This window comes from Micromonospora sp. WMMD812 (assembly GCF_027497215.1).
Classification (GTDB): Bacteria; Actinomycetota; Actinomycetes; order Mycobacteriales; family Micromonosporaceae; genus Micromonospora.
Map to the genome: position 1 here is coordinate 2,841,822 of NZ_CP114904.1, position 26,666 is coordinate 2,868,487.

Annotated in this window: 25 protein-coding genes; 14 read left to right on the forward strand and 11 right to left on the reverse strand. The window is 75.0% G+C overall.

Going from position 1 to position 26,666, the window contains the following annotated elements:
* Positions 1–23 precede the first annotated feature (23 nt).
* The 8 genes from O7603_RS12985 (at position 24) to O7603_RS13020 (ending at position 9,235) form a co-directional block, all read left to right on the forward strand.
* Positions 24–1,172, forward strand: a complete 1,149-nt coding sequence (locus tag O7603_RS12985; RefSeq protein ID WP_281575963.1) for an exonuclease SbcCD subunit D — start codon at positions 24–26, stop codon at positions 1,170–1,172.
* The gene (locus O7603_RS12990; RefSeq protein ID WP_281575964.1) at positions 1,172–3,646 is read left to right on the forward strand and encodes an SMC family ATPase; all 2,475 of its coding nucleotides are present in this window, start codon (positions 1,172–1,174) and stop codon (positions 3,644–3,646) included. The genes O7603_RS12985 and O7603_RS12990 overlap by 1 nt, the downstream gene beginning before the upstream one ends.
* On the forward strand, positions 3,643–4,617 hold the full coding sequence (locus O7603_RS12995; protein ID WP_281575965.1) for a hypothetical protein: 975 nt from the start codon (positions 3,643–3,645) through the stop codon (positions 4,615–4,617). The genes O7603_RS12990 and O7603_RS12995 overlap by 4 nt, the downstream gene beginning before the upstream one ends.
* 220 nt (positions 4,618–4,837) lie before the next feature.
* The gene (locus tag O7603_RS13000) at positions 4,838–5,695 is read left to right on the forward strand and encodes a fused MFS/spermidine synthase (protein WP_281575966.1); all 858 of its coding nucleotides are present in this window, start codon (positions 4,838–4,840) and stop codon (positions 5,693–5,695) included.
* 177 nt (positions 5,696–5,872) lie between these two features.
* A complete protein-coding gene (locus tag O7603_RS13005) occupies positions 5,873–6,559 on the forward strand; it encodes a sigma-70 family RNA polymerase sigma factor (protein WP_281575967.1) in 687 nt (228 codons plus the stop codon).
* The gene (locus O7603_RS13010) at positions 6,556–7,338 is read left to right on the forward strand and encodes a zf-HC2 domain-containing protein (protein ID WP_281575968.1); all 783 of its coding nucleotides are present in this window, start codon (positions 6,556–6,558) and stop codon (positions 7,336–7,338) included. The genes O7603_RS13005 and O7603_RS13010 overlap by 4 nt, the downstream gene beginning before the upstream one ends.
* A gap of 207 nt (positions 7,339–7,545) precedes the next feature.
* Positions 7,546–8,193, forward strand: a complete 648-nt coding sequence (locus O7603_RS13015; protein WP_281575969.1) for a hypothetical protein — start codon at positions 7,546–7,548, stop codon at positions 8,191–8,193.
* 124 nt (positions 8,194–8,317) lie between these two features.
* Positions 8,318–9,235, forward strand: coding sequence for a DNA-3-methyladenine glycosylase 2 family protein (locus O7603_RS13020; protein ID WP_281575970.1), 918 nt, complete (start codon positions 8,318–8,320; stop codon positions 9,233–9,235).
* Between the two features lie 27 nt (positions 9,236–9,262).
* On the opposite strand, the gene O7603_RS13025 is transcribed toward O7603_RS13020, so the two are convergent.
* Positions 9,263–9,766, reverse strand: a complete 504-nt coding sequence (locus tag O7603_RS13025) for a DUF1990 domain-containing protein (protein ID WP_281575971.1) — start codon at positions 9,764–9,766, stop codon at positions 9,263–9,265.
* 52 nt (positions 9,767–9,818) lie between these two features.
* On the reverse strand, positions 9,819–10,031 hold the full coding sequence (locus O7603_RS13030; RefSeq protein ID WP_281575972.1) for a hypothetical protein: 213 nt from the start codon (positions 10,029–10,031) through the stop codon (positions 9,819–9,821).
* 135 nt (positions 10,032–10,166) lie between these two features.
* On the opposite strand from O7603_RS13030, the gene O7603_RS13035 reads away from it, so the two are divergent.
* On the forward strand, positions 10,167–11,282 hold the full coding sequence (locus O7603_RS13035) for an ATP-dependent DNA ligase (protein ID WP_281575973.1): 1,116 nt from the start codon (positions 10,167–10,169) through the stop codon (positions 11,280–11,282).
* A 53-nt stretch (positions 11,283–11,335) separates the two neighbouring features.
* Positions 11,336–12,898 carry an alpha/beta hydrolase gene (locus O7603_RS13040; protein WP_281576680.1) on the forward strand — a complete coding sequence of 521 codons (1,563 nt, stop codon included), beginning with the start codon at positions 11,336–11,338 and terminating at the stop codon, positions 12,896–12,898.
* Here O7603_RS13040 and O7603_RS13045 read toward each other — a convergent pair.
* Complete coding sequence (locus O7603_RS13045) at positions 12,825–13,337, reverse strand: potassium channel family protein (RefSeq protein WP_281575974.1); 513 nt, start codon at positions 13,335–13,337, stop codon at positions 12,825–12,827. The two genes, O7603_RS13040 and O7603_RS13045, sit on opposite strands and share 74 nt — an antisense overlap.
* Before the next feature lie 73 nt (positions 13,338–13,410).
* Between O7603_RS13045 and O7603_RS13050 the strand changes: the two genes are divergently transcribed.
* The gene (locus O7603_RS13050) at positions 13,411–13,863 is read left to right on the forward strand and encodes a GNAT family N-acetyltransferase (protein WP_281575975.1); all 453 of its coding nucleotides are present in this window, start codon (positions 13,411–13,413) and stop codon (positions 13,861–13,863) included.
* Between the two features lie 18 nt (positions 13,864–13,881).
* Here O7603_RS13050 and O7603_RS13055 read toward each other — a convergent pair whose 3' ends face one another.
* The 5 genes from O7603_RS13055 to ligD all read right to left on the reverse strand — a co-directional run bounded on the left by O7603_RS13055 (position 13,882) and on the right by ligD (position 22,762).
* A complete protein-coding gene (locus O7603_RS13055; protein WP_281575976.1) occupies positions 13,882–14,658 on the reverse strand; it encodes an ABC transporter ATP-binding protein in 777 nt (258 codons plus the stop codon).
* Positions 14,655–15,650, reverse strand: a complete 996-nt coding sequence (locus O7603_RS13060; RefSeq protein WP_281575977.1) for an ABC transporter ATP-binding protein — start codon at positions 15,648–15,650, stop codon at positions 14,655–14,657. The genes O7603_RS13055 and O7603_RS13060 overlap by 4 nt, the downstream gene beginning before the upstream one ends.
* Before the next feature lies 1 nt (position 15,651).
* Positions 15,652–18,354, reverse strand: coding sequence for an FtsX-like permease family protein (locus tag O7603_RS13065; protein ID WP_281575978.1), 2,703 nt, complete (start codon positions 18,352–18,354; stop codon positions 15,652–15,654).
* A gap of 40 nt (positions 18,355–18,394) precedes the next feature.
* Entirely contained in the window at positions 18,395–21,589 is a 3,195-nt protein-coding gene (locus tag O7603_RS13070) for an ABC transporter permease (protein ID WP_281575979.1), read from the reverse strand.
* Positions 21,590–21,733: 144 nt separating this feature from the next.
* Entirely contained in the window at positions 21,734–22,762 is a 1,029-nt protein-coding gene (gene ligD / locus O7603_RS13075; RefSeq protein WP_281575980.1) for a non-homologous end-joining DNA ligase, read from the reverse strand.
* A 47-nt stretch (positions 22,763–22,809) separates the two neighbouring features.
* On the opposite strand from ligD, the gene msrB reads away from it, so the two are divergent.
* On the forward strand, positions 22,810–23,214 hold the full coding sequence (gene msrB / locus O7603_RS13080) for a peptide-methionine (R)-S-oxide reductase MsrB (RefSeq protein WP_281575981.1): 405 nt from the start codon (positions 22,810–22,812) through the stop codon (positions 23,212–23,214).
* A gap of 40 nt (positions 23,215–23,254) precedes the next feature.
* Here msrB and O7603_RS13085 read toward each other — a convergent pair whose 3' ends face one another.
* The 3 genes from O7603_RS13085 to O7603_RS13095 form a co-directional block, all read right to left on the reverse strand.
* A complete protein-coding gene (locus tag O7603_RS13085; RefSeq protein WP_281575982.1) occupies positions 23,255–23,818 on the reverse strand; it encodes a DUF305 domain-containing protein in 564 nt (187 codons plus the stop codon).
* Between the two features lie 68 nt (positions 23,819–23,886).
* On the reverse strand, positions 23,887–24,627 hold the full coding sequence (locus tag O7603_RS13090; protein WP_281575983.1) for a lytic polysaccharide monooxygenase: 741 nt from the start codon (positions 24,625–24,627) through the stop codon (positions 23,887–23,889).
* Between the two features lie 103 nt (positions 24,628–24,730).
* Entirely contained in the window at positions 24,731–25,006 is a 276-nt protein-coding gene (locus tag O7603_RS13095) for an isoamylase early set domain-containing protein (protein WP_281575984.1), read from the reverse strand.
* Positions 25,007–25,166: 160 nt separating this feature from the next.
* On the opposite strand from O7603_RS13095, the gene O7603_RS13100 reads away from it, so the two are divergent.
* Entirely contained in the window at positions 25,167–25,427 is a 261-nt protein-coding gene (locus O7603_RS13100; protein WP_281575985.1) for a Prokaryotic metallothionein, read from the forward strand.
* A 176-nt stretch (positions 25,428–25,603) separates the two neighbouring features.
* Complete coding sequence (locus O7603_RS13105; protein ID WP_281575986.1) at positions 25,604–26,629, forward strand: EamA family transporter; 1,026 nt, start codon at positions 25,604–25,606, stop codon at positions 26,627–26,629.
* Positions 26,630–26,666 lie beyond the last annotated feature (37 nt).

Sequence of the window (26,666 nt, forward strand, 5' to 3'; positions counted from 1 at the left end):
GTCGCGAACGAGAGGCCGGCACGGTGAAGATCCTGCACACCTCGGACTGGCACGTCGGGAAGGTCCTCAAGGGGCAGTCGCGGGCCGAGGAGCACAAGGCGGTGCTGGCCGGTGTGATCGACATCGCCCGCACGGAGCGGCCGGACCTGGTCATCGTCGCCGGCGACCTCTACGACACCGCCGCGCCGACGCCGGAGGCGACCCGGCTGGTGACCCGGGCGCTGACCGCGCTGCGCCGCCTCGGCGCGGACGTGGTCGCGATCGGCGGCAACCACGACAACGGGCCGGCACTGGACGCGCTGCGCCCGTGGGCCGAGGCCGCCGGGATCACCCTGCGCGGCGGCGTCCGGGAGAACCCGGACGAGCACGTCGTCGACGGCACCACCGCCGGCGGGGAGCGGTGGCGGGTGGCCGCGCTGCCGTTCCTCTCCCAGCGCTACGCGGTCCGCGCGGTGGAGATGTACGAGCTGACCGCGGCCGAGGCCAACCAGACGTACGCCGACCACCTGGGCCGGGTGATCGGCCGGCTCACCGAGGGCTTCAACGAGCCGGACCGGGTGCACCTGGTCACCGCCCACCTGACCGTGACCGGCGCGGCGACCGGCGGCGGCGAGCGCGACGCGCACACCGTGCTCGGCTACGCGGTACCCGCCACGGTCTTCCCGGGCACCGCGCACTACGTCGCGCTGGGCCACCTGCACCGCGCCCAGCGGGTCGACGGCCCCTGCCCGGTGCGCTACAGCGGCAGCCCGCTCGCGGTGGACTTCGGTGAGCAGGAGAACGTGCCCTCGGTGACGGTCGTCGAGGTCACCGCCGACACCGCCGCCCGGATCCGGGAGGTGCCGGTGGCCGCGGCGGCCACGCTGCGCACCGTGCGGGGCACGCTCGCCCAGCTCGCCGAACTGGAGCAGCCGGACGCCTGGCTGCGGGTGTTCGTCCGCGAGCAGCCCCGGGCCGGCCTGCGCGAGGAGGTGCAGGAGCTGCTGCCCCGGGCGCTGGAGATCCGGATCGACCCCGAGCTGGTGCCGGCGCCCGGCAGCGGCGCCCGGATCGCCCAGCGCTCCGGGCGCTCGCCCCGGGAGCTGTTCGCCGACTATCTGGACAGCCGGGGCCACGCCGACGACGGGGTCCGGGAACTCTTCGACGAGCTCTTCGAGGAGGTCGACCGCTGATGCGACCGATGCGGCTGGACATGGCGGGCTTCACCGTCTTCCGGGACGACACCACCGTCGACTTCACCGACGCCGACTTCTTCGCCCTGGTCGGCCCGACCGGCTCCGGCAAGTCGACGGTGCTGGACGCGATCTGCTTCGCCCTCTACGGCACGGTGCCCCGGTGGGGTGGCGCCCGGGGCCTGTCCAACGCCCTCGCCCCGTCGGCGACCGAAGGCCGGGTCCGGCTGGTCTTCGAGTCGGGCGGGGCGCGTTACGTGGCCACCCGGGTGGTCCGGCGGGACAGCCGGGGCAACGTGAAGACCGCGAACGCCGGCCTGCAGCTGATGCCGCCCGGCTTCGACGTGACCAAGCTGGACACCGGGCTGAGCCCGGAGGACCTGGGCGAGGTGGTGGCCGGCACGCCCGCCGAGATGGACGAGGCGGTGCTGGAGGCGGTCGGGCTGCCGTACGAGCAGTTCACCAGCTGCGTGGTGTTGCCGCAGGGCCAGTTCGCCGACTTCCTGCACGCCAAGCCGGCCACCCGGCAGCAGATCCTGGTCAACCTGCTCGGTCTCGGCGTCTACGAGGAGGTGCAGAAGCTCGCCACGGCCCGCGCCGCGCAGGCCGAGGCGAAGCTGGAGGCGGTCGACCAGCTGCTGGCCGGTCTGCGTGATGTCGACGACGAGACGCTGGAGCGGGCGACCGGCCAGATCGACCGGATGCGGGAGCTGGCCGGCGCGGTCGGCGCCGCCGTACCCGAGCTGGACGCGGCCCGCGCGACGGCCCGGGAGGCGACCGCGGCGCTGACCGCGCTCGACGCCGAGCTGGGCGTGCTGGGCGCGGTCCGGGCGCCGGCCGGGGTGACCGAGGTGGCCCGGGCGGTGGCGGCCGCGCGCGATGAGGCCGACGCGGCGGCGGGCGCCGTGTCGCTGGCGGAGGAGCGCGAGGAGAAGCTCCGCGGCGAGCTGGCCGCCGCCGGTGACGAGAGCGCGCTGCGCGTGCTGCTGAAGGCGTACGCCGATCGGGACCGGCTCACCGGCGACGCTGCCGCGGTCCGGGCGGCGGTGGACGCGGCGGGCGCCGAGCACGACGTGGCCGCGTCCGCGCTCGCCGAGGCCCGCGCGGCGGCCGAGCGGGCCGAGGCGGACCTGGCGACGGCGTTCCAGGCGCACGAGGAGGCGAAGGCCACCGACCAGGCGATGGCCCTGCGGGCGCACCTGGTCGACGGCGCGCCGTGCCCGGTGTGCGAGCAGCCGGTGTCGACGGTGCCGGCGGTGCCGGCCGGGTCGGCGGTGGCGCGCGCGGTGGCCGCCGGGAAGGCCGCCCGGGCCGCCAGCGACGCCGCGAAGCGGCTGGTCCAGGAGCGCGACGCCGCGGCCCGGGACCTGGACCGGGTGCTGGTGCGGGCGCGCGCGGAACAGGACCAGCTCCGGTCCCGGCTGGCCGAGCTCGACGACCAGCTCGCCACCGCGGCCACGCCGGAGGCGCTGCGGGCCGCGCTCGCCGAGCACTCCCGGCTGCGGCAGGCGCTGGACGAGGCGGCCGGCGCGGTCCGGGCCGGGCGGGACGCCTCCCGCCGGGCCCGCGGGGCGCTGGACGGCGCCGAGGAGAAGCTGCGCCGGGCGTGGCGCGCGTTCGACGTTGCCCGCGACGGGCTGGCTCGCTTCGGCCCGCCGGCCGCGGACCGCGACGACCTCGCCGCCGCGTGGACGACGCTGGCCGGTTGGGCCGGCGAGCAGGCCGACCGGCGACGCGCCGACCGTGCTGGGCTGGCCGCCTCCGTCGCCGCCGCGAAGGCCGCCGCGACCGAGGTGGAGCAGCGGATCGCCGGCATCTTCGCCGACGCCGGGCTGCCCGCCGCCGACGACCCGGTCCGCGCCGCCACGGTGGCGGTGGAGCGGGCCGAGGCGGAGCTGCGCCGCCTGGAGGAGCGCCGCGAGCAGGCCGCCGAGCTGCGCGAGCAGCGGGCGGAGCACGAACGCCGGGCGCAGGTGGCCCGGGCGCTCGCCGGTCACCTGCGGGCCAACAACTTCGAGCGGTGGCTGCTGGCCGAGGCGCTGGACCTGCTCGTCGACGGCGCGTCGCGGATCCTGCGGGAGCTGTCCGGCGGCCAGTACGACCTGGTCCACGACAAGGGCGAGTTCTTCGTCGTCGACCACCACGACGCCGGGCTGCGCCGGGGCGTCCGCACGCTCTCCGGCGGCGAGACGTTCCAGGCGTCGCTGGCGTTGGCACTGGCGCTCTCCGAACAGCTCGCCGGGATGTCCACCACCGCCGCGAGCCTGGAGTCGATCGTCCTGGACGAGGGCTTCGGCACCCTCGACGCGGCCACCCTGGACACCGTGGCCGCGACATTGGAGAACCTGGCCGCCCGCGGTGACCGGATGGTCGGCGTGGTCACCCACGTCCCGGCGCTGGCCGAGCGCATCCCGGTGCGGTTCGAGGTCAGCAAGGACGCCCGCTCCTCCCGCGTCGAACGGAGCGGCCGGTGACCGACCCCGCCGGGCGGTTCTTCGTCGACGCGTGGGACCCGTCGTACGGCGCCTCGTTCGAGGCGTCCGCCACCGGGCCGGCCGCGCCGAGCAGCGCCCAGGTAGAGACGGACGAGGAGCTGCCCGCGGTCGACTGGCGGGCGATCGACGTACGGCCGGGGGTGCGCGCGCCCGACGTGGTGCTGCTCGTCGACGGGGTACGCCGGATCGACGCCAGCATCTGGACGGCCGAGTCCGACGGCGGGTCCTTCCCGGGTCTGGCGGCCTCCTACGCCGCCGGGGTGGTCCGCTGCGATCTTCAACGGGGTGCGGCGCAGCTGGCCGGCACCCGGGTCGGCCGGGGCCTGTTCACCGCCAGCCCCTCGGCGCGAGACGTGGTGGCCGGGGCAATCCGCTACCCGGTGCACCGGGTGGGCGGCACCGGCGAGCTGGCCAAGCTGCCCGCCGCGGTGCAGGGGCCGCTGACCGCGCTGGAGGTGGCGGTCTCCGATGCCATCCGCACCGACGGTGACCTGCTCGTGGTGGACGGCCCGCTGCGCAGCCGTCGTCAGCTGCCGCGCACCCTGGGCTACATCAAGACCCAACACAGCCAGTACCTGGACGCCCGGCTGACCGCGGTGGTGACCGGGCTGCGCGTGGGCCAGCGCTCGCCGGTGTTCCGGGTCGGCACCGCCTGGGGCGGCTGGTCCTGGTACCTACGGCTGCCGGTGGCGGTCGGCGCCCCCTGGGCGGGGATCGTCCGGGTGGAGTGCTCCGCCGACCTGGGCATCGACGAGGCGGTGGCGCTCGCCGACCTCTCCCTGGTCACGCTCCCGCGGTTCGCCTCCACCCCGTACAAGGACCCGCGGGCGCCGCAGAACCTGATCCCGATCGCCGGGTTGGAACGCCGGCTGCGGGCGCTCCTCGGCGACTCCCGGCTGCTGCACCGGGCGCTCACCGCGGCCGCCCGCGCCGCCGCGCCCCGCACCTGACCGCGCCCCCGCCCCGCCGACGCGCGCCTCGCCGCCCTGTGCCGCGCCGCGCGTGATCACGCAACAACCCGGAAGTAGTGGCCTCGGTAAGGGTTCGAGGCCACTACTTCGTTGATGTTGCGCGATCTTGACCGGGCTCGCCGCGCTCGCGGTCGCCCTCCGCGAGTGCGGACGGCGACCGGCGCGGGCGGCGGTGCGGGCCGGCCGGGATACTGGGCGGGTGGGACGGAAGCGGATCGGAGACCGGGTGGTCGAGCAGGTGGACACCGGTGAGGCCGAGCTGGTCCCGGACCTGGACCGCGCGGGCTCGTGGACGCTGCTCCTCGACGGGGCGCCGCAGTCGCACGTCGACCTGACCGACCCCACCCACCTGGAGTTCGAGTACGTCCGGCGGCTCGCCGCCGCGATCGACCTGATCGCCCCGGCCGGCGCCCCGCTGCGGGTGCTGCACCTCGGCGGCGGCGCGCTCACCCTCCCCCGGTACGTCTCGGCCACCCGGCCCGGCTCCACCCAGCGGGTGGCCGAGGTGGACGGGGCGCTGGTCGAGCTGGTCCGCCGGGTGCTGCCCTGGCCGGCCGACCCGCGGTTGCGGGTACGGGTCGCCGACGCACGGCAGGTGCTCGCCGCCAGCCGGGACGGCAGCTACGACGTGGTGGTGGCCGACGTCTTCGCCGGCGCCCGCACCCCGGCGCACCTGACCTCGGTCGAGTACACCGCCGAGGTGGCGCGGGTGCTGCACCCGGCCGGCTGGTACCTGGCCAACCTCGCCGACGGCCCCCCGCTGCGGCACGCCCGGGGACAGGTCGCCACGGCCCGCTCGGTGCTCCCCCACGCCGCCCTGGTCGGTGACGCGGCGGTGCTGCGCGGCCGCCGCTACGGCAACCTGGTGCTGATCGCCGGGCGGAGCGAACCGCCGGTCCCGGAGCTGACCCGGCGGGCCGCCGGGGACTGGTTCCCGGGCCGGGTGGTCGCGGGGGCCGACCTGGACCGGTTCGCCGGCGGCGCGGGCGTCGTCCGGGACGCGGATGCCACCGGCTCCGTGCCGCCGCCACCGGGCCTCTTCTCCACCGGCCGCTGACCGCCGACCGGAACGGCCCGCCGACCGGAACGGCCCGCCGACCGGGACGGCCGCCCAGAGAGCACGGCGCCGCCGAAATTTCTTCGGCCGTCGTTGATCCGCCCGCGCCGGCGGCTCGTACCACCGGGCGGCCCGCCTGGTGGGCCGTTGGGGTCACTGGACAACCCGGAGGTCTGCATGCATGCGGTGGCGGCCGGTTGGCACGGCGATGTGGTGCGGGCGGACTGGATGTCCGCGCGGTCCCAGTCGCGGCCGACCTCACGGGGGCTCGACGGCCGCCCGGCGCCTCGCCAGAATGGTCCGGTGACGCCACGCTCGGCGCCCGGACGCCACCAGGCGGTTTCTCCCGAGGCGAGCCACTCCGACCAGTTGGTCCGTCAGCTCTACGCCGAGCACGCCGGTCCGCTGCTGGCGTTCGTCATGCGGCTCACCGGTGGTGACCGGCAGCGCGCGGAGGACATCGTCCAGGAGACGCTGCTGCGGGCCTGGCGCAACGCCCACCGCCTGGGGGGGCAGGGGCAGGGTTCGCTGCGTCCGTGGCTGGTGACCGTGGCCCGCCGGATCGCCATCGACGAGCACCGCAGTGAGCAGGCCCGGCCGGCGGAGACGTACGACCGGGACCTGACCGCGTTCGCCGAGGCGGACAGCACCGACCGGGTGCTGCGGACGATGACGGTGGCGGACGCGCTGCGTACGCTGAGCCAGTCGCACCGGGAGATCCTGGTCGCGACGTACTTCCGGGGGCGGACCGTGCCCGAGGCGGCCGAGGAGCTGGGGCTTCCGCTCGGCACCGCCAAGTCGCGGGTCTACTACGCGCTGCGCGCGCTGCGCACGGCTCTGCAGGAGCGGGGGGTGACGGAATGAGTCGGGACCACATGGACGTCGCCGCGTACGCGCTTGGCGTGCTGGACGCGCAGGACACCGAACGGTTCGAGGAGCACCTGGCCACCTGCTGGGCGTGCGCCGCCGAGCTGGAGACCATGGTGCCGGTGGTCGGGCTGCTCTCCGACATCGACGGCGAGACGATGAGCGCGCTGGAGCACACCCAGACCGACCCGGCCCTGCTGGACCGCACGCTGGTCGCGGTCCGCGCCCACCGGCGGCGGGCCCGGTTCCGCCAGTTGCTGGCGACCGCGGCCGCGGTGGTGGTGCTCGGTGGTCTGACCGGGATCGGATTCAGCACCGTCGTCGGTGACACGGGTCCGCGCGACGTGGTCGCCGAGCCGACGCTCCCCGCGCCGGTCGACCGGCCGCCCACTGATGCGCCGACCGCCGGCCCGTCCGGGCCGGGTGTCGGCGGCACCGAGGAGGAGGGCGACCAGGTCGACGCCACCGACCCGACCACCGGTGTGCAGGCCACGATGTTCCTGGCCGGCAAGGAATACGGCACCAAAATCGATTTCAGCCTCCGGAAACTGCCTGGTCCGCGCACCTGCCGACTCGTGGTGATCCGCAAGAACTCCACCACCGAGGTGATCTCCACCTGGTCCGTCCCGGAGGAGGGCTACGGCACGAACAACCAGGCCCAGGGCCTCGAACTCACCGCGTCGACGGCGGCCCCGCCGGAGGACATCAAGCAGGTCCAGGTGCAGTCGGTGGACGCGAAGGGGGTGGCCAGCCCGCTGGTCACGGTCGTGCTCTGACGAGCCGCCGACGCGACATCGGCACCGGCCACGCACAATGGCCGGTGCCGATTTGTCGTCGGCTGAAGAATCGTGGTGAGCGGATACACGAGCGGACCGCTCTATCGGTTCAACCGATCCTTGTGAAATTGACCACGGTTGCTGGTTAATCGTTGACAGCCTCCCTCCCGTACTCATCGGTGAACTGCCGAGAATCGAGGAGGGCACGTGGCACAGATGAAGCGGACCGTCATCGTCGCGGGCGCGATGGTCGTCGCCCTGACGGCCTGCGCTCCCGCGGGCTACGACGGAGCGAACCAGAGCGCGGCGGAGCCGGTCGCCGTCGCCGCGGCCGAACCCACGGCGTCGGCCGAACCCGAGGCCTCGGCGGAGACCCCCGCGGCCGAGGCGCCGCCGGCCGACGTCGACCTGACCGAGAAGCTGATCGGCAAGAAGGTGGCCCGGATGGGCCAGGTGGTCACCGACCAGGACGGCTGGATCCTGTACCGCTTCGACAAGGACACCGCCGACCCGTCGTCGTCGAACTGCGTGGACAAGTGCGCCGAGGTGTGGCCGCCGGCCCTGACCGACGGCGACCCGCAGCTCAGCGGCGTCTCCGACGACAAGGTCGGCACGGTCACCCGGCAGGACGGCACCCGGCAGCTCACCGTCGGCGGCTGGCCGGTGTACCGGTACATCGGCGACACGAAGCCCGGCCAGTGGAAGGGCCAGGCCGTCGGGGGAACCTGGTTCGTGGTCCAGCCGGACGGCAAGAAGAACCTGAGCTGCCTGCCCAAGGGCACCCCGAAGCCGGTCGCCCCGCCGTCGGACAGCGGGGGCGCCTCGAACGGCGGGGGCGCGGACTACTCGTACTGATCCCACGGACACGGTGGTCGGTCGCAGCCGGGGAGGGCGCGGCCGGCCACCGTCACGCCGGGACGCCGGACACACCGGCGTCCCGCGCCGTCGGCGCAGGTCGCCTCTCTGGCACAGTGGCGGGATGACCGGGACCGAGCCGACCGCGCGCCGGGCGCTGCGCCCACCCACCGGCTACCGCCTCGCCGCCTCGGTCCGCGCGCTGACCTTCAGCCCGTACGACCCGTGCGCCCGGATCACCGCCGGCACCTTCTGGTGGGCCGCCCGCACCCCCGCCGGCCCGGCCACGCTCGCCCTGCGGCCCAGCGACGGCGAGCTGCTGGCCGAGGGGTACGGCCCGGGCGCCGACTGGGTGGTGGACCACGCCGACGCCATCGCCGGCCTCCGCGACGACCTGACCGGCTTCGCCGAGCTGGCCGCGACACACCCGCTGGTCGCCCGGCTGGCCCGCGAGCACGGCGGGCTGCGGATGCCGGCCACCGGACTGGTCTTCCCCCGCGTGCTGCGGGCGGTCTTCGAGCAGAAGGTGACCGGCAAGGAGGCGTACCGCGCGTACGCCGCCACGGTCCGGCACTTCGCCGAGCCCGCACCCGGGCCGATGCGCCTGCTGCTCCCGCCGGAGGCCGCGGCGATCGCCGCCACGCCCTACTGGGTCTTCCACCCGTTCGGAGTCGAACAGCGCCGCGCGGACACGCTGCGCCGCGCGGCGGCCGTCGCGGACCGGCTGGAGCGCTGCGCGGACGCCGCCGAGGCGACCCGCCGGCTGACCGCCGTGCCCGGTATCGGTCCGTGGACGGCCGCCGAGGTGGTGCGGGTGGCGTACGGCGACCCGGACGCGGTCAGCGTGGGCGACTACCACGTCCCGAACACGGTGGCCTGGGCCCTCGCCGGCGAGCCGCGCGCCGACGACGCCCGGATGCTGGCGCTGCTCGAGCCGTTCCGCGGCCACCGCGGTCGGGTCTGCGTGCTGCTGGAGGCCGCCGGCATCCAGGCACCGAAGTACGGGCCACGGGCGCCGATCCGCTCGTTCGCCCGGTTCTGACCGCCGCCACCCCGCGACCACGCCCGGTCACGGCCGGGCGCAGAGCTGGCGCAGGGTCCGGCCGAGCCACCAGGCGTAGGCGTGCTGGAAGCCCCGCCCGAGCGGCCCGGCCAGCCGCATCAGCCACCCGGCCGGCCGGCTGAACGCCACGACCTCGAACCAGACACGCCCGGCGTCGTCGCGGCTCACCACGAACGCCTCCTCGCCGCGCGCCGGGTGCCCGGGCAGCGTGCCGTACCCGTAGCCGATCCGGCGTCCGTCGTCGGCGACCCAGACCACCTCGCACGGGGCACGCAGCCGCAACGGGCCGACGCCCAGCCCGGAGACCACCCGCACGCCGGGGGCCGCCCGGGGTGCGTCCGCCTCGATCCGGATCCCGGCCGCCCGGTGCAGCCGCCAGCCGAGCACGGCCGCGCCGGCCACCGGGTAGCAGCCGTCGGGCAGCCGGACCCGGTGGCGGACGTGCCGCCAGCCCGGCGGCAACGCGCCGGTGCGGGTGGCGCCGACGTCCGGGTAGGTCAGTGCCGGCATGCCGGATACCTCCACGCTCGTCTGCCGGCCAGCGTACGGTCGGCGGCCTGCTCTAGGCGGCTTCGTGCAGGTCGGCGAGGGTGACCGGGGTGTGCCGGCGCAGCAGGTCCTCCAGTTCGGTGATCGACCCGACCTCGCCGAGCACGTTCTTGCCGCCGCCGAACTCCCGGGGGTACCGGTGCACGAGCCGGTAGCGGTAGCGACCCCGGATCAGCTCCACGCTCACCCGGTAGCGCCCGCAGCAGCCACAACTCCACTCCGGCACCCGGCGAAACTAGCTCTGACCTGCGGCTTCCTGATTCGCCCGCCGGTGACGGGAGGGACGGTCGCGGACACGACGCCGTCCGTCGGGCCGTGATGTGCCTCACGGCTGTCGGCACCGTCTGGTTGACTGGTCGCCGTGGAGCTGCCGATCAATCCGCCGGTCGAGCCGATGCTGGCCAAGAGCGTCCCGCGGATCCCCACCGCGCCCGGGATGACCTACGAGCCGAAGTGGGACGGCTTCCGGTGCATCATCTTCCGCGACGGCGACGAGGTCGAGCTGGCCAGTCGGGGCGGCAAGATGATGACCCGCTACTTCCCGGAGGTCGTCGAGCAGGCCCGCCGGCAGCTACCGGAGCGCTGCGCGGTCGACGGCGAGCTGATCGTGATCCGTCGGGACGGCCCGGGCGGGCAGGCCCGGCTCAACTTCGAGCTGCTCGGCCAGCGCATCCACCCGGCCGCGTCCCGGGTGAAACTGCTGGCCGAGACCACCCCGGCCGCCTTCGTCGCCTTCGACCTGCTGGCGATCGACGACGAGGTGCTGCTCGACCAGCCCTACCCGCGGCGCCGGGCCCGGCTGGAGCAGGCGCTGGTGGGGGTGCGCCCGCCGGTGCACGTCACCCAGATCACCACCGACCCCGAGACCGCGCACCGCTGGTTCGAGGTCTTCGAGGGCGCCGGCCTGGACGGCCTGATAGTCAAGCCGGCCGACCTGCCCTACGAGCCGGGCAAGCGGCTCATGTTCAAGGTCAAGCACGCCCGCACGGCCGACGTGGTGGTGGCCGGCTTCCGCTGGCACAAGTCCGGCCCGGTGGTCGGCTCGCTGCTGCTCGGCCTCTACGACACCGACGGCGTCCTGCACCACGTCGGGGTGAGCGCGTCGTTCAGCATGGCCCGCCGAGCCGAGCTGCTGGAGGAGCTGGCCCCCTACCGGGACACCGGCGGCGAGCACCCGTGGGTGCACGGCGACCACGAGCGCGGCCAGCGCATCCCGGGCGGGGTGAGCCGGTGGACCGGCACCAAGAACCTGGAGTGGGAGCCGGTGCGCCCGGAGCTGGTGCTCGAGGTCGGCTACGACGCGATGGAGGGCGACCGGTTCCGGCACACCGCGCAGTTCGTCCGCTGGCGGCCCGACCGGGACCCGCGCTCCTGCGGCTACGACCAGCTCGACCGCCCGGTGCGGTTCGACGTGGACCAGGTGCTGCGGGGCGACCCGACGGCCACCGCGGCGCCGGCGAGCGCCGGCCCCGCGTAGCCTGACCGCGAAACGATCACGGAGGCCCACTCGTGTCCCGCACCGCCGACCGGATCCAACGGGTCCGCCGCACCCTCGCCGCCTTCGCCGTCGCCGCGCTGCTCACCGCCGGCTGTACCCTGCCCGCGTTCGCGCCGCGCACCGACACCGACGGCGAGGCCGCCGCCCCGGGCACCGCGCCGACCTGGCGAGCCTGCCCGGAGGTCGCCGAAGAGCTGGTGGGTCGGGGAGCGCCGGACATGCGCTACGAGTGCGCCCGCATCGCGGTGCCGCGCAACTGGGGCACCGGCGGCGGGGCCACGGCGGGCCCGGGCGCGGGCGAGACGTTCGAGATCGCCCTGCTGCGGGCCCGTTCGACCAAGCAGCGCGACCGGATCGGCTCGCTGGTGATCAACCCCGGCGGTCCGGGCGGCTCCGGGGTGGACACCGCCGTCTACCTCTCCTTCGGGCCGGCGTTCGGCGGGCTGCCCGCCGCGGTGACCGAGCGGTTCGACATCGTCGGGTTCGACCCGCGCGGGGTGGCCCGGTCCAGCCCGGTGAAGTGCATCTCCGACGCCGACCTGGACGCCAGCTTCGGCTACGACCCCGACCCCCGCAGCCAGGCGTCCTTCGACGGCTTCGCCGCGCTCAGCCAGCGGATCGGGCGCGGTTGCGGCGACAAGTACGGCGACCAGCTTCCGCTCTACGCGACCGAGCAGGCCGCCCGGGACATGGACGCGGTCCGCGGCGCCGTCGGTGACGACAAGTTGACCTACCTCGGTTACTCCTACGGCACGCTGCTCGGCGCCACCTACGCCCAGCTCTATCCGCAGCGGGTCCGGGCGCTGGTCCTCGACGGCGCGGTCGACCCCCGGCAGGGCCTGGTGGCCGGCTCGGAGAGCCAGGCCAAGGGCTTCGAGCGGGCGTTCGGCAACTTCACCCGCTGGTGTGCGGCGAACGCCGGGCGCTGCCCGATCGCTCCCGACGCCCGGGCCGCCGTGACATCGGCCATCGACAAGGCGCGGGTGTCACCGGTGCGCGGCGCCGACGGGCGGGAGGCGACCGCCGGCTGGGTCTTCTACGCCGTCATCTCCTCGCTCTACACCGAGACCGGCTGGCAGGAGCTGGCCCGCGCGATCGACCGGCTCGACGGCGGCGACCCGGCGGAGGTCTTCCGGCTCGCCGACGCGTACGCGGGCCGGGAGGACGACGGCCGCTACTCGAACCTGTTCGACGCGAACCTGGCGGTGAACTGCGCGGACGAGGACGAGAAGCCGAGCCTGGCGCGCATCCGCCAGCTGCAGTCGGAGTGGCGGGACAAGTACCCGCTGTTCGGGCCGGCGCTGGCGGTGGGCCTGCTCAGCTGCGTCGAGTGGCCGGGCGGGCGGGACCCGTACCCGACCGGCGCGGCCGCCGGAGCGCCGCCCATCGTGGTCGTCGGGACCACCGGCGATCCGGCCACGCCCTACGAGCAGACCGGAGCGCTCGCCTCGATGCTGGGCGTGGGCCGGGTGCTCACCTGGGAGGGCGAGGGGCACACGGCCTACCCCCAGACCACGTGCATCACCAACGCCGTCGACGCCTACGTGATCGGGCTGACCGTTCCCACGGCGGGGCTGCGCTGCCCGGCCCGCTGACCGGCCGGGCCGGCTCCTCCGGCGGCAGCTCGATGCCGTGCCGGCTGGCCAACTCCTCCAGCAGCGCACGCGTCCGCCGGACGTCGGCCTTGAGCTGCTCCTGCTCCTCGTGCTCGAACGCGTCGTCGTCGACGATGAGCCGGCTGGCGAAGTGCGCGGTGATCAGCGGAATGACCAGCAGCACCATGGTCGAGATGAGCAGCGCGGCGAGGGTGCGCCCCTGCCAGGTGGTCGGTGAGATGTCGCCGTACCCGACGGTGGACGCGGTGACCACCGCCCACCAGACCGCGTCGGCGGGGTCGCGCTTCTCCACCTCGGCGTAGATGACGCCGGCCACCACGATCATCAGCAGGTACGAGACGATCAGGGTCCGCGGTGAGTTGGCGAACCAGACCAGCGCTCGGTAGATCCACCGGAACGGCAACAGCAGGGCGTCCATGCCGGTCCATGCTGCCCCGTCGTCGCAACCGGCGCCCGCCCATCGGCCGCCGTCGGTGTGCCAGGCTCACCGCATGACTGACGTGATCTTCCGGGAGGCGGTCCGGGCCGATCTGCCCACCGTCATCGCCCTGCTCGCCGACGACGTCCTCGGCAAGGCGCGGGACTTCACCGAGGTCGACGCCGCGTACGAGAAGGCGTTCGCGGACATCACCGCCGACCCGCGCAACCAGCTGATCGTGGCCGACGAGGAGGGTGAGCTGGTCGGCTGCCTCCAGATCACCTACATCCCGGGCCTCGGCCGGCACGGCGCCGAGCGGTCGCTGGTCGAGTCGGTGCGGGTTCGCTCCGACCGGCGCGGGCAGGGGCTCGGACGGCTGATGATGACCTGGGCGATCGACCAGGCGAAGCAGCGGGGCTGCGCCCTGGTCCAGCTCACCACCGACAAGTCCCGCCACGACGCCCACCGCTTCTACCTGAACCTCGGCTTCGTGGCCAGTCACGAGGGCATGAAGCTCCCGCTCTGACCACGGAGCCGAGGTGGATCAGCCGTCGGACAGGCGGCCGTCGCGGAGCGTCAGGGTGCGGTCGGCCAGCTCGATCAGGGCCGGATCATGCGTGGCGACGAGCACGGTCGCCCCGCGCGCCCGCACCACCGCCCGGAGCAGGTCCATGATCGAACGCCCGGTCTCGGAGTCGAGCTGACCGGTCGGCTCGTCGGCGATCAGCAGATCCGGCTCGTTGGCCAACGCCCGGGCCACCGCCACCCTCTGCTGCTGCCCACCGGACAGCTCGTACGGCCGCTGCGCCGCGTGCCCGCCGAGCCCGACCAGTTCGAGCAGCACCGCCACCCGCTCCTCCCGCTGCGCCGCCGGCACCTTGGCCAGCCGCAGCGGCACGCCGACGTTCTCGGCGGCGGAGAGGATCGGCACCAGACCGAAGGTCTGGAAGATGAAGCCGATGGTGCCGCGCCGCAGCTCCAGCAGCTCCCGCTCGGCCGCGCCCGTCACCTCGTGACCGGCCACCGTCACCCGGCCGCTGTCCGGCCGGTCGAGCCCGCCGACCAGGTTCAGCAGCGTGGTCTTGCCCGCGCCGGAGCGGCCCCGGATGGCGACCAGCTCGCCCCGCCCGGCGTTGAACGAGACGTTCCGCACCGCCTGTACGGCCCGCTCCCCACGGCCGAAGGTCCGGCTCACCCCCTCGACCCGGACCACCTCCTCGTAGCGCCCCGTGCGCCGAGGGTCGGGCGACTCCGATCCCACCGGCACGGTGCCCACCGCACCACCGGTCTGCCCGGTCCCCGCGACGTCCCGTCCACTCATGCCCCCGCCTCCCGTTCCGTGCGGGGCTGGTCGCCCGGCCGCACCTCGACGTGGTCCGGCTCCAGGTTGAGCCGCACCCGGTCCCGCATCTCCAGCGCCTCGACGAACGCGGCCGGCAACTGCATCCGGCCGGTCCGGTCGAGCACCGCGTACTCCTCGCTGACCAGCTCGGTGCGGCCGTCGTCGTGGATCCGCGCCGTCCGGCGTACCTCCGAGGCGGTCCGGCCGTCGCGGATCGCGACGGTACGCCGGACCTGGCTGGCCACCGCCTGGTCGTGGGTGACCACGACGATGGTGACGCCCAGTTCGGCGTTGATGGTGCGCAGCGCGGCGAAGACCTCGGCGCCGGTGGCCTCGTCCAGCTCGCCGGTCGGCTCGTCGGCGAAGAGCACCTCCGGGTCGTTGGCCACCGCGACGGCCACCGCGCAGCGCTGCTGCTCGCCGCCGCTGAGCTGGCCCGGCCGCCGGTCCGCGCAGTAGCCGACCCCGACCAGGTCGAGCAGCTCGCGGGCCCGTTCCCGCCGGGCCCGCCGGCCACGCCGACCGGCCAGCTGCATTGGCAGCTCGACGTTCTCCTGGGCGGTCAGGTACGGCAGCAGGTTGCGCCCGGTCTGCTGCCAGACGAACCCGACCTTCTGCCGCCGGTAGCTCAGCCGCCGCTTGGCGGAGAGGTTGAGCAGGTCGTAGTCCGCCACCCGGGCGATGCCGGCGGTCGGGGTGTCCAGCCCGGAGAGGATGTTCAGCAGCGTCGACTTGCCGGAGCCGGAGGCCCCCACGATCGCCACCAGCTCGCCCCGGTCGATGACCAGGTCGAGCCCCTGCAGGGCGACCACCTCCACCCCCTCGGTCTTGAAGATGCGGACCAGTCCGTCGCACACGATGTGGCCGCGCAGCCGGTCCTGGCCGCCGGCCCGCTCGGCCGCGCGCTGCGCGGCGCGCTGGTGCAGGGCGGCCAGGTCCGGCACGACCGGCGTCTGGGCGGTAGCGGTCATCTCAGCTCTCCTCTCCGAGCCGGAGCACCTCACCGAGGCGCAGCCGGCGGTTGTTCAGGGCCTCGACGGCGACGGCCATGCCGAGGGCGACCACCCCGAGCGCGAGCACCGCGGCGACCAGGCCGGGCTCGAACGCCACCCGGACCGGGGCGCCGCTGGTGAAGGCGGTCAGGCCGAGTACGGGGGTGAGCAGTAGCGGCAGCACGGCACCCACCAGCGCGCCGGTGAGCACCGAGACGCCGACCAGCGGCGCCAACTCGACCAGCAGCAGGCCCCGCCACTGCCGGCTCGACAGGCCGAGCGTGCGGAGCCGGGACAGCACCTGGCCGCGGGCGCGGGCGCCGGCCAGCACGGTGAACGCGATGGCGAGCAGGCCGAGCGCGGTCCCGCCGGCCGCTCCGGCGAGGAAGCCGAACACCAGCAGGCCGTTCGCGCCGCCACCACCCACCTGCCGGCGGGTCTCCGCCCAGGTGAGCACCTCCACGCCACGGGGGCGCTCGCCGCCGGTGACGACCCCGCTGCTCTGGTAGCGGGACTGCCCCTCGTCGCCGACCCGCCGCAGCGCCTCCGCGTCGAGGTCGTCGCCGGCGACCAGGAAGCCGGACGGCACCGGGACGTTGGGGCGTTCGGGCAGCGCCTGCCACGGCAGGATGACGAACCGGCCGCTCTCGGCGCCGGCCAGCGGGAAGGACGACATCCCACCGGCCACCCGGAACTCGTACCGCACGCCCTGGACCGAGATGAACGCGGAACCGTCGAGGCCCTCCCGGGCGAGGTCGTCGGCGACCGCCGGGGAGACCACCGCGGGCACCGGTCCGTCCGATCGGCCGGCGCTCCGCAGCACCGCCGGCACCGACAGGTCGACGCCGGTCTCCCGGACGATGCGGGCCAGCTCCGGCCCGTCGACCAGCAGGAGGTTGGCGGTGCCGACCTGGGCGTCCGTGCCGCCCGCGTCCCGGGCGATCCGCTGTGCCGACTGGTAGGCCAGCGGCACGGCGTCGGTCACCCCGGGCAGTCGTTCCAGCTCGGCAGCCGTCTCCGGGGCGAGCCGGTCGCCGCGGATCAGCGCGTCCGCGGGCAGTGAGCCGCTGGTCGCCCGGTCCCGGCTCGACTCGACGCCGGCGGCGACCACCGCGCAGAACGCCGCGGTGGCGAAGGCCAGCACGACGACGACCAGCGGGGCGGCCGCCACGGACCGGCCGGCCCGGGCGGTGCCCAGGAAGGCGACGCTGCCGCGGGTCCGCGCGGCGATCCGGCTGGCCAGCCGCAGCGGCCACGGGTACGCGCGGAGCGCCAGCACCGCCGCGGCGACGGCCAGCAGCACCGGCACCGACACCAGCAGCGGATCGAGCTCGCCGAGGGTGAGGCCGCGGCGACGCAGCAGTACGACCGCCAGCGCGGCCAGCAGCAGCAGGAACACCTCGACGGTCGCCCGGCGGGCGGAGGGCCGCAACCGGACCGGGTCACGCCGCCCGGTGTTCCCGGTCGGCAGGAGGAGCGTGGCGACCGGCAGGGCCAGGGTGAGCAGCACGGTCGCGGCCACCGCCATCATCAGGGTGTCGCCGGACGGCCCCGGGACCAGCCCGCCGAGCAGCCAGCCCACCGCCGCCGCGGGCGGGATGACCAGCAGCGACTCGGCCAGGCTCCGGCGCGCGCCGGCGGTGGCCGCCCCGCCCCGGGCGCGTACCAGCACGAACTCGTGCCGCCGGCGGCGCATCGCCAGCGCGGAGGCGAGCACGACCAGCCCGCCCAGGGTCGCCAGGACGCCGGCACCGATCACCGCGAGAACCGTACGCGCGGCGGCCAGCGCGGCGGCGAACCTCCCGAGCGGGATGTCGACGCCCTGGACCAGGGACCGGCCCCCGGGGCTGGTCCGCGCCATCTCCCGGACACCGTCGATCAACTGGTCCAGCCGTCGAACGTCGAGGCCGTCCACGCCCAGCCGATACCGCCAGCTGAACCGGACCGGCCAATCGGCGGCGGCCTGCCGGTCCAGGTCGGGTCCGTCGACGACGCCCACCGCCACGAACGGCATCCCGTCGCCCGGCGGCTCCTCGACCTGCAGCGTCTGCGGCAACGCGTCCCAGATCCCGTCCGCGCGGTCGCGGGGCTGGAAGACGCCCACGACGGTCACCGGGGTCGGGCGGCCCGGCCCGCGCAGGGCGGCCAGGTTCAGGCGGCTGCCGACCCGCAGGTTGAGCTTCCGCGCGACCTCCTCGACGAGGGCCACCTGCACCGGCTGCCCCGGCGTCGTACTGCCCCGCGGCCACTGTCCGTCGACCAGCGTGCCGGCCTCCTCGATCCCGGGCGTGGCCCGCAGGACCAGGTCGACCAGGAGGTTCCGGGCTCTCAGGTCCGGGCCGGTCAGCCGGCCGGGCTCGCTCTCCGCGGCGTACCAGCGCTGCGCGACGAGGTCCCGCACGTCCGCCGGCATCGCCGACTGCAACGCCCCGAGTTCACGCTGCTGCGCCTCCATCACGGAGGTGCCGTTGCCCCCGCTGGTCACCGGTGCCGTGGAGTAGGTGAGATCCCGTTGCGCCGGTGGGGCGGCCGCGATCTGCTCGCGGAGTCCCTGCTCGGCGAGCCGGTTCGTGACCCGGGGCACCCCGCTGATCAGCAGGGTGACGAGCACCGTCAGCACCGCCAGGAGGAGGAACTGCCCGCCGTACGCCCGGACCCGGCGGGCGACCGCGCCGATGCTCATCGGACCACCTCCGCGCGTTCCGTCCGTCCGCTGCACCCGGTCACCGATCTCCCCCGATCCGAAGCTGCGCCGCCGCCACCCGCTGCCGGATGCCGACGGCGATGAACGCGCTGAAGGCGAGCGCCGCCAGCAGCAGGCCGAGCGCGGTCAGCCCGATCGGCGCCCAGGGCAGCGTGAAGGCCGCCTCGGGCACCGGCCGACCGGCGGCCGGCGTGAGGATGACCAGCGGCGCCATGGTCGCGCCCACGACCGCCCCGAGCAGCAGCCCGACCCCGACCCCGATCCCGGCCAGGAAGGTCTGCTCGGCGAGCAGCGCCCGGGCCAGCAGCCGTGGGGTCGCGCCGAGTGTGTGCAGGACGGCGAACTCGGTCAACCGGTGTCGGGCGGTGGCCCAGACGTCCACCATCAGCCCGACCAGGGCCAGTAGCACCGAACCGAGCGCGGCGGCGAGCAGCGCGGTGCGAGCGCCCCGCCAGTACGGGTCGTGCGCGGCGGCCTCGGCCACCTCACGCCGATCGAGCACGGCGGTGTGCGGCAGCGCCGCCGCGGCGCGCAGGGCCTCGGCGTGCCCGCTGTCGCCGGTGCCCAGCCACCACTCGGACACCGGCCGGACCGTGCCCTCGGCGCGGACCAGCCAGTCCATCGCGGCGGGCAGGTCCAGCAGCATGCCGTTCCCGGCGGTGGCCGGCACTGCGTCGATCTCCCCGACCAGCTTCACCGGCACCGTCGCCCCGGAGAGGGCCAACTTGAAGGTGTCCCCCGGCTTCAGGCTCAGCGCCTCGCGTACCGCCGGGGTCATCAGCGCCGGCACCGGCGGGTTCTCACCGGTCGGCACGACGGCGAACCGGGACGACGGCTGGAACGCGAACCGGCCGCCCGGCCTCAGCTCGATCTTGTGGTCGACGTCCAGGCCCGTGGGGGTGCGGGAGACCAGGGGCTGCTCGCCCCCGTCGCCGCTGATCCCCGCCCAGGCGTCGCCGAGCTGCGCCGGTCGGGCCGCGCCGTCCGCGCCCACGACCCGCAGGTCGGTCACCTCCAGCCGGTACGCGGTGCCGGCCGCGTCACCGGCGTCCGCCACGAACCCGGCCAACCGGAGATCGCCGGCCCCCTCCGGGAACTCGAGCGTGAACGGGGCGGGCCGGCCGTCGCTCTCGGCGCTGACCGCGGGCAGTCGCAGGGCAAGCCCGTCGGCCCGGGTCAGCAGCACCGAGACGGCGATCTGGTGCGCCCGCACGGACTCCCGCACCGGGGTGCGGATGGTGCCGGTCAGCGCCCGGGTGCCGGCGGGCAGCGCCACTCCCGCGGGGGCGGCCCGGTCCCGGGCCAGCCGGTCGAAGACCGCTGCCGCGGACTCGTCAGTCAGGCGGTCGCTGAGCCGCACCGTCCCGGCCGCGTTCGCCGCGTCGAGGCTCACCACCGTGACCGGCAGGCTGTCCCGGCCGATCCGTACCTCGTCGCGCCAGGCCGGCAGCACGTGCCGCACGCCCGGCAGCGTGGCCAGCTCACCGGCCCGCCCGAGCGGCGCCGCCCCGGCGCGTTCGGTCACCCGAAGGTCGGCGCCGACCGTGTGGTCGGCCTGTTCGCCCTGGGACCGCTCGCCGGTGCTGACCAGCGACCAGGCCAGGGTGCTCCCGCCCACGGCGAGGGCGAGCAGCAGCACCGGGCCGGCGTGCGGGCGCCGTCCCGCCTGCCACATGCCGAACATGGTGGCGGTCCACAGCCTGCGGTTGACGAACCGCTCAGCGAAGCGGGTGGCCGGCGGGAGCAGCCGCAACGCCACCGCCGCGCCGGCCAGCACGCCGAGTGTCGGCGCCGCGACCAGGAGCGGGTCGAGCCCGAGGCGTTCCCCGGCGCCGGCCAGCGGCGAGTCGTACTGGCGCAGCTGCGTCCAGGCCAGCACGGCGAGCGCGACCAGCAGCACGTCGACGCTGGCTCGCTGGACGCTCGCCGCCCGGTTGGGTCGGGACCGGGCCGCCATGTCGGCCACGTACGTGCCCGCCCCCCGCAGCGTGGGCGCGACCATCGCGACGAGGCAACCGACCGCGGTCGCCAGCGCCGCCGTCCAGAGCAGGGTGGCGTCGCCGCCGACGAGTGCCGTGCCGGCGGCCCTCCCGGTGTCGGTGTGCCGCAGCGCCTCGCTGGCGAACAGCGGCCCGAGCAGGGCGGCCGGCAGCACGACGAGGGTGGCCTCCCGGGCGGCCAGCCCGGCCAGTTGCCGGCGCGCCGCGCCGCGGGCCCGCAGCAGCGCGGTCTGGCTCCGCCGGTCCTCGTTCAGCAGTGCGGCGACCAGCACGAGGGCGTACCCGCCGAGCACCACGATCAGCAGCAGCGGGGTGGCCAGCGACGAGCGGCCGACCAGGTCGGCCCGGGGGATCCGGTCGAGCAGCCGGCCCATCGTGGTGATGGTCTGCGCGGAGGAGCCCAGGCCGGCCGCCTCGGGCACCTCGGTGAGGGCGGCGTTCACCGCCGGCCAGAGTCCGGGCAGCCGGTCCGCCCCCACGGCGGTGAGATCCGGCTCGACCACCCAGGACGCCGACACCGAACCCGGAAACGTCGCCGCGAAGTCGGCCCGGTCGAGCACGAACGGCCCGTACGAGGTGGTGGACTCGGCGGCGCTGCCCGCTCCCACTCCGGGCGCCAGCCGCCAGTACGGGTCGCTGGCGTCGCGCGGCCGCCACGTCCCGGCGAGCACCAGTTGGCTGGGGCGGCCCGAGCTGCGGTCGAGCGTCGGAATCGGTGCGCCGGCGGTCAGCCCGAGCCCGGCGGCCACCTTCTCCGGCAGCGTCACCTGCAGCGGTGCCGCCCCCGGCGTCGGCCAGGCACCGCTGGCCAGTTCGGCGTGGGCCGGCAGGTCGTCGAGCGTGGCCAGGTTGGCGAAGATCGGGTCGTCGCCGCTCCGGGAAGCCGGGCCGAGGTCTCCGGTGAGCTCCCGGCCGCTGCCGTAGCGGGCGCCGTTCACGGTGGTCGGCGCACCACCGAAGGCGGCGGTGAGGCCGTCGCGGACGGTCCGGTCGCGGTTGGTGAACTCCGCGGCGTCCCGGCCACCGGAGCCGCTGACCAGCAGGCTGCGCTCCTCGACCGGCGCGCCGGCGAGCAGGGCCTTCTGGCCGGCGGCCACCGAACGCCGGCTGTAGTCGGAGAGCCCGGTGACCAACGCGACCGCGACGAGCGCGGCGATCACCGCAGCCGCCAGCAGCCCCCGTGCCTCGCGGGCCCGCCTCCACACCAGCTTCATCCGACGCCCTCCCCTGGCCCCCGTCGGGCCGACGATCAGGGAAAGCGGTCACGCGGTGGGAAAGGTTCGCGCCCGTTACATGATCGTTATCGCCTCGCTGCCGTCTTCCGGGTGGCCCGCACGGCCACCCGAGGCAGGGTCGGGTCAGCGCGGACGGTCGCGGTCCCGGGAGGGCTGGACCCGCTTCGGCTCGCCGGGCATCTTGGGGTGGTCCGGCGGGTACGGCATGTCGCCCTGGCCCGCGGCCGCGTCCCGGTCGGCCCACTCCAGCAGCGGGGTGATGTCCCACGGGGCGTCGTCGATGCCGGCGTGCGGATCGCCCCGCTCGGCCAGCCGGGCCGGGACGGTCGCCAGGTCGAAGTCGTCCGGGTCGACGTCGGGTAGCTCGTCCCAGGTGACGGGGGTGGAGACGGTGGCCCGGGCGTTGGCCCGCAGCGAGTAGGCGCAGGCGATCGTGCGGTCCCGTGCCATCTGGTTGAAGTCGACGAAGACCCGACTGCCGCGCTCCTCCTTCCACCAGGCGGTCGTGACCAGCTCCGGCCGGCGGCGTTCGACCTCGCGCGCCAGCGCGATCGTGGCCCGCCGCACCTCGGTGAACGTCCAGCGGGGGTGGATGCGCAGATAGACGTGCACACCCCGGCCGCCGGAGGTCTTCGGCCACCCCGTCGCCCCCAGCTCGTCGAGCACGGCACGCACCTCACCGGCGGCCTGCGCCGCGTCGGCGAAGTCGGTGCCCGGCTGCGGGTCGAGGTCGATGCGCAGCTCGTCGGGGCGGTCGACGTCGCCGACGCGGACCGGCCACGGGTGGAACACGACGGTGCCCATCTGCGCGGCCCAAGCCACGTGCGCCAGGTCGGCCGGGCAGAGCTCGGCCGCCGTCCGGCCGCTGGGGAAGCTGATCTCGGCGGTCGCCACCCACGGGGGCACGCCCCGGGCCGGCACCCGCTTCTGGAAGAACATCTCCCCCTCGATCCCCTCGGGGAAGCGCTGCAACGTGGTCGGCCGCTCGCCCAGTGCACGCATAATCCCGTCGCCCACCGCGAGGTAGTAGCTGAAGACGTCGGCCTTGGTGAACCCCCGCCGCGGGAACATCACCCGGTCCGGGCTGGTCAGTCGGACGGTGTGCCCCGCCACCTCGATCTCGGTGACGCTGGCCTTCGTGGTGCCACCCATCAGGCGACCATATGCGACCGGTACGACGTGGGGCGTACCGTTGGCGGGTGAGTCTTGACGACACCGAACTGCCCCGCACCGAGGACGAGTGGCGGGTCCGGCTGACCCCGGAGGAGTTCCGGGTCCTGCGCGAGGCCGGCACCGAGCGCCCGTGGACCGGCGAGTACGTCGACACGAAGACGCCGGGGGTCTACCACTGCCGGGCCTGCGGGTTGGAGCTCTTCTCCAGCGACACCAAGTTCGACTCGCACTGCGGCTGGCCGAGCTTCGACGACGCCATCCCGGGTCGGGTCAAGGAGATCGAGGACCGCTCCCTCGGCACGGTCCGTACGGAGATCCGCTGCGCCCGCTGCGACAGCCACCTCGGGCACGTCTTCCACGGCGAGGGCTTCACCCCGAAGGACACCCGGCACTGCGTCAACTCGGTCTCCATCCGCCTCGAGCCGCGCTGACCGGCGACCGGTGCCCGGTCGACGGAAGGCGGGTGGCCGGCTAGCCCGCCAGGAGCCGCACCTCCGCGGTGCGCGACTGCTCGATCCGCCGCGCGAGGTCACGCACGCCGGGATCGGTGCCGGCGGCCTGGTGCGCCCGCGCCAGGTCGGCCGCCGACCGCTGGTGGGCGCCGAGCACCTCGCGCAGCACCCGGTCGGCGTCGGGGCCGCTGGCCGTCCGTAACCGGGTGAGCTCCTCGGCGGTGACCCCGTGGCCGTCGTGCGCGTGGCGGCCGGGGCCGGCCGACGGACCGGCGGAGCGCAGCCAGTCCCGCATGGTGGCCAGTTCGTCCGCCTCGGTGACGTCGATCGCGGCGACCAGGGTCCGCAGCTCGGCGTCGGTCACCCGGTCGCGGGCCAGCCGCACGATCTCCAGGGTCTGCTCGGTGTGCGCCACCATCATCGTCAGGAAGAGCCGGTCGATGCCGCTCAGCTCCGGCGCGGTGGACGCGCCGGGTGTGGCGCCGACTGCCGGGGTCGCTGTGGGCGGCGCCGACGCGCCGACGGCACAGCCGGCGGTCAGCAGCAGGGCGACGAGTGGGGTCACCACGGACAGACGCGTCATGCCGTCCTCCGATCTTCCGGCCCGAAGGAGGGCGCGGCCCGGTGCCGGTACGGGCCGCGCCCGGACGGTCAGATCTGGCTCCAGAGCGCCGGCACGTTCGGCGGCTCCCAGCCGGCGATGGCGGTGTGCGCCTGCCGGCACCGGTAGCTGATCCCGTTGTAGGTGACCTGGTCGTTGACCTGGTAGGCGCGACCCGCCGTCCAAGTGCCGCTGGCGGGCGGGTTGGTCGGCGTGGGCGTCGGACGCGGCGTGGGCGTCGGGCTGGGGGTGGGCGTGGGGGTGGGGCCCGGGCCTCCGCCGCCGCCGATCTGCACGTCGATGCAGGAGTAGAACGCGTTGGCCGTGTCGGCGATGTTCCAGATGGCGAGGATCTTCTGCCGTCCCGAGAAGCCGCCGAGGTTGACGGTGTGCGAGACCGTGGCGCCGGGCTGCTGGCCGTTGCCGTTGACCACGCCGACCCGGGTGTTGCCGATGTAGTACTCCCAGTTGCTGGTGGCGTGCCGCGCGGTGTTGATCCAGGTGAACGTCACCGTGCTGCCGACCGAGGTGGCCGGCCAGCCGCGGCTGTCGTCGTTCAGGACCGCGAAGTGGGCGATGTTGGCGTGGCAGTTGCGCAGCCCCTTCGGGCCCTCGACGCTCTGCGGCTCGTACTTGATCTGCCCGCAGTCGGGGACCCGGTTCTGCGCGCAGAGCGCCTGCCGGCTGGGTGGGGACGACACGTAGCCGTGTGCCTGCGCCGGCGCCGCGACGGCCAGCGAGGACACGACGGCACCGGCCGCCACGAGGGGGACGGTGATTCTTCGACGCATGGTGGCACCTCCTCTGCCTGGTGAAGGTGCCCCCCAACATAATTTAAACTTTGTTAACAGTAAAGACCGTCATCGATAAATACATCGTCAGACGCGAATGCGGTCACAGCACCAGGGTGCAGCCCCGTTCGTCCACCCCGTCGGCCGTCTCGTCGTCGAGCCAGACCCCGCCGGTGGCCAGGTAGCGGAACCGGTACTCGCCCGGCCCGAGCCGCACGGTCACCGTCCGGGTGCCGTCCCGGCGGGCGACGAGTTCGTGCCGTCCCGGCTCCCACCCGTTGAAGCAGCCGACCACGCTCACCGTGCCGGCCGGGGCGTCCCCCGGAAGGCAGAAGGTGACCCGGGTCTTGTTGCCGAAGAGCTTGTTGCGCTTGATCACGGGGGGACCTCCAGGGGCTTCGAGGGACGCTCACCAGGCCTAACGGCCGACACGCCGGAGCCGACACGCCGCCCGGGCGGGCCGGCTTGCGCCATTTCGCCCAACAGCGGCGAGGACTGCCGCACCCTGGGAGTACATGTCCTGAATCGGGGGGTTTCTCGTGGCAACCTGTGAGGTCTGCGGCAACGACTACTGGATGGCGTTCGAGGTACGGACCGTCAGCGGCGACACGCACACGTTCGACAGCTTCGAGTGCGCGATCCACAAGATGGCGCCGATCTGCGAACACTGCCAGATCAAGATCGTCGGGCACGGCGTCGAGGTCTCCGGCCGCTTCTTCTGCTCCGGGCACTGCGCCCGGGCCGTCGAGGGCGCCAAGGGCGCCGAGATCCGGGACGCGGTCGGCGCCCGCCCCGCCTGAGGCACCCGCTGGGATACGGTCGTCGCATGCAGCCGTTCCCGGGCGTCCTGCCCCCGCCGCGCTCCTGACCGGAGCGCCGCGCCTGCCACCGACCGGGTGACCCGGGTCGGCCTTCTCGTCGTGTGCGCTCCGCCGACGTCGTCCCCGTCAGCGGCTCACCCTCTCGGAGCGCACGCATGTCCTCTCGTCGCACGCCGTCCGCCCGCCGGACGGCGGTCAACCACGACCGCACCGGACTGATCCAGATCACCGTCACCGGAGTGCTGTGGGGCACCACCGGAGTCGTCGTACATCTCGTCCACGACACCACCGGCCTGAACCCGGTGGCCATCGGCTTCCACCGCCTGGCGATCGCCGCGCTCGTCCTCACGGCAGTCGCCGCCGCACGGCTGCGCCCGATGCTGGCCGCGCTGCGCGCCACCCCGCTGCCGCTGCTGTTCACCGGCGTCGGGCTCGGCCTCTACCAGGCGCTCTACTTCGCCGCCGTCGCGCTGGCCGGGGTCGGCGTGGCCACCGTGGTCAGCCTGGGCCTGGCCCCCGTGCTCACCGCGGCCTGGGAGTCTGTCCGCGTCCGGCGGGCGCCCAGACCGGTCCGGCTGGGCACGCTCGGGGCCGCGGTCGTCGGTCTCGTCCTGATCACCGGGGCGGCGGCGCAGCCCACCGCGGCGGCGCCGCGACCACTGCTCGGCCTGCTCGCGGCGGCCGGGTCCGGCCTCGGGTACGCCGCAACCACCATCGTCAGCCGGAACGTCTCGCGGCACACCGCGCCGATGACGCTGACCACGATCTCGATGGTGATCGGCGCGCTGGCTCTCGCCCCGTTCGCGCTCGCCGCCGGTGCCGCGGTGCCGGTCCGCCCCGACGTGGTGGCCCTGCTGCTCTACCTCGGGGTGGTCACCACCGCGATCGCGTACGCGCTCTTCTACGCCGGGCTGCGCACCACCGAGGGCAGCGTCGCCGCGGTGCTGACCCTGGTGGAACCGCTCACCGCGGCGGCGCTCGCCGTGGCGCTCCTGGACGAGCCGCTGCCGACCCCGGTGCTCCTCGGCGGGGTGCTGCTGCTGGCCGCGGTCGCGGCGACGTACCTGGCGCCGGACCGGAACCCCGCGCCGCCGTCGACGACGCCGGTCGCGCCGCCGGGGGAACTGGCCGGCGCGGCGCGCGACGGCGGTGACGGCACGGGTCACGGCGCCGGGACGTAGCACCGGGCCGGACAGGCCGGCGGCCTACCATCGCAGG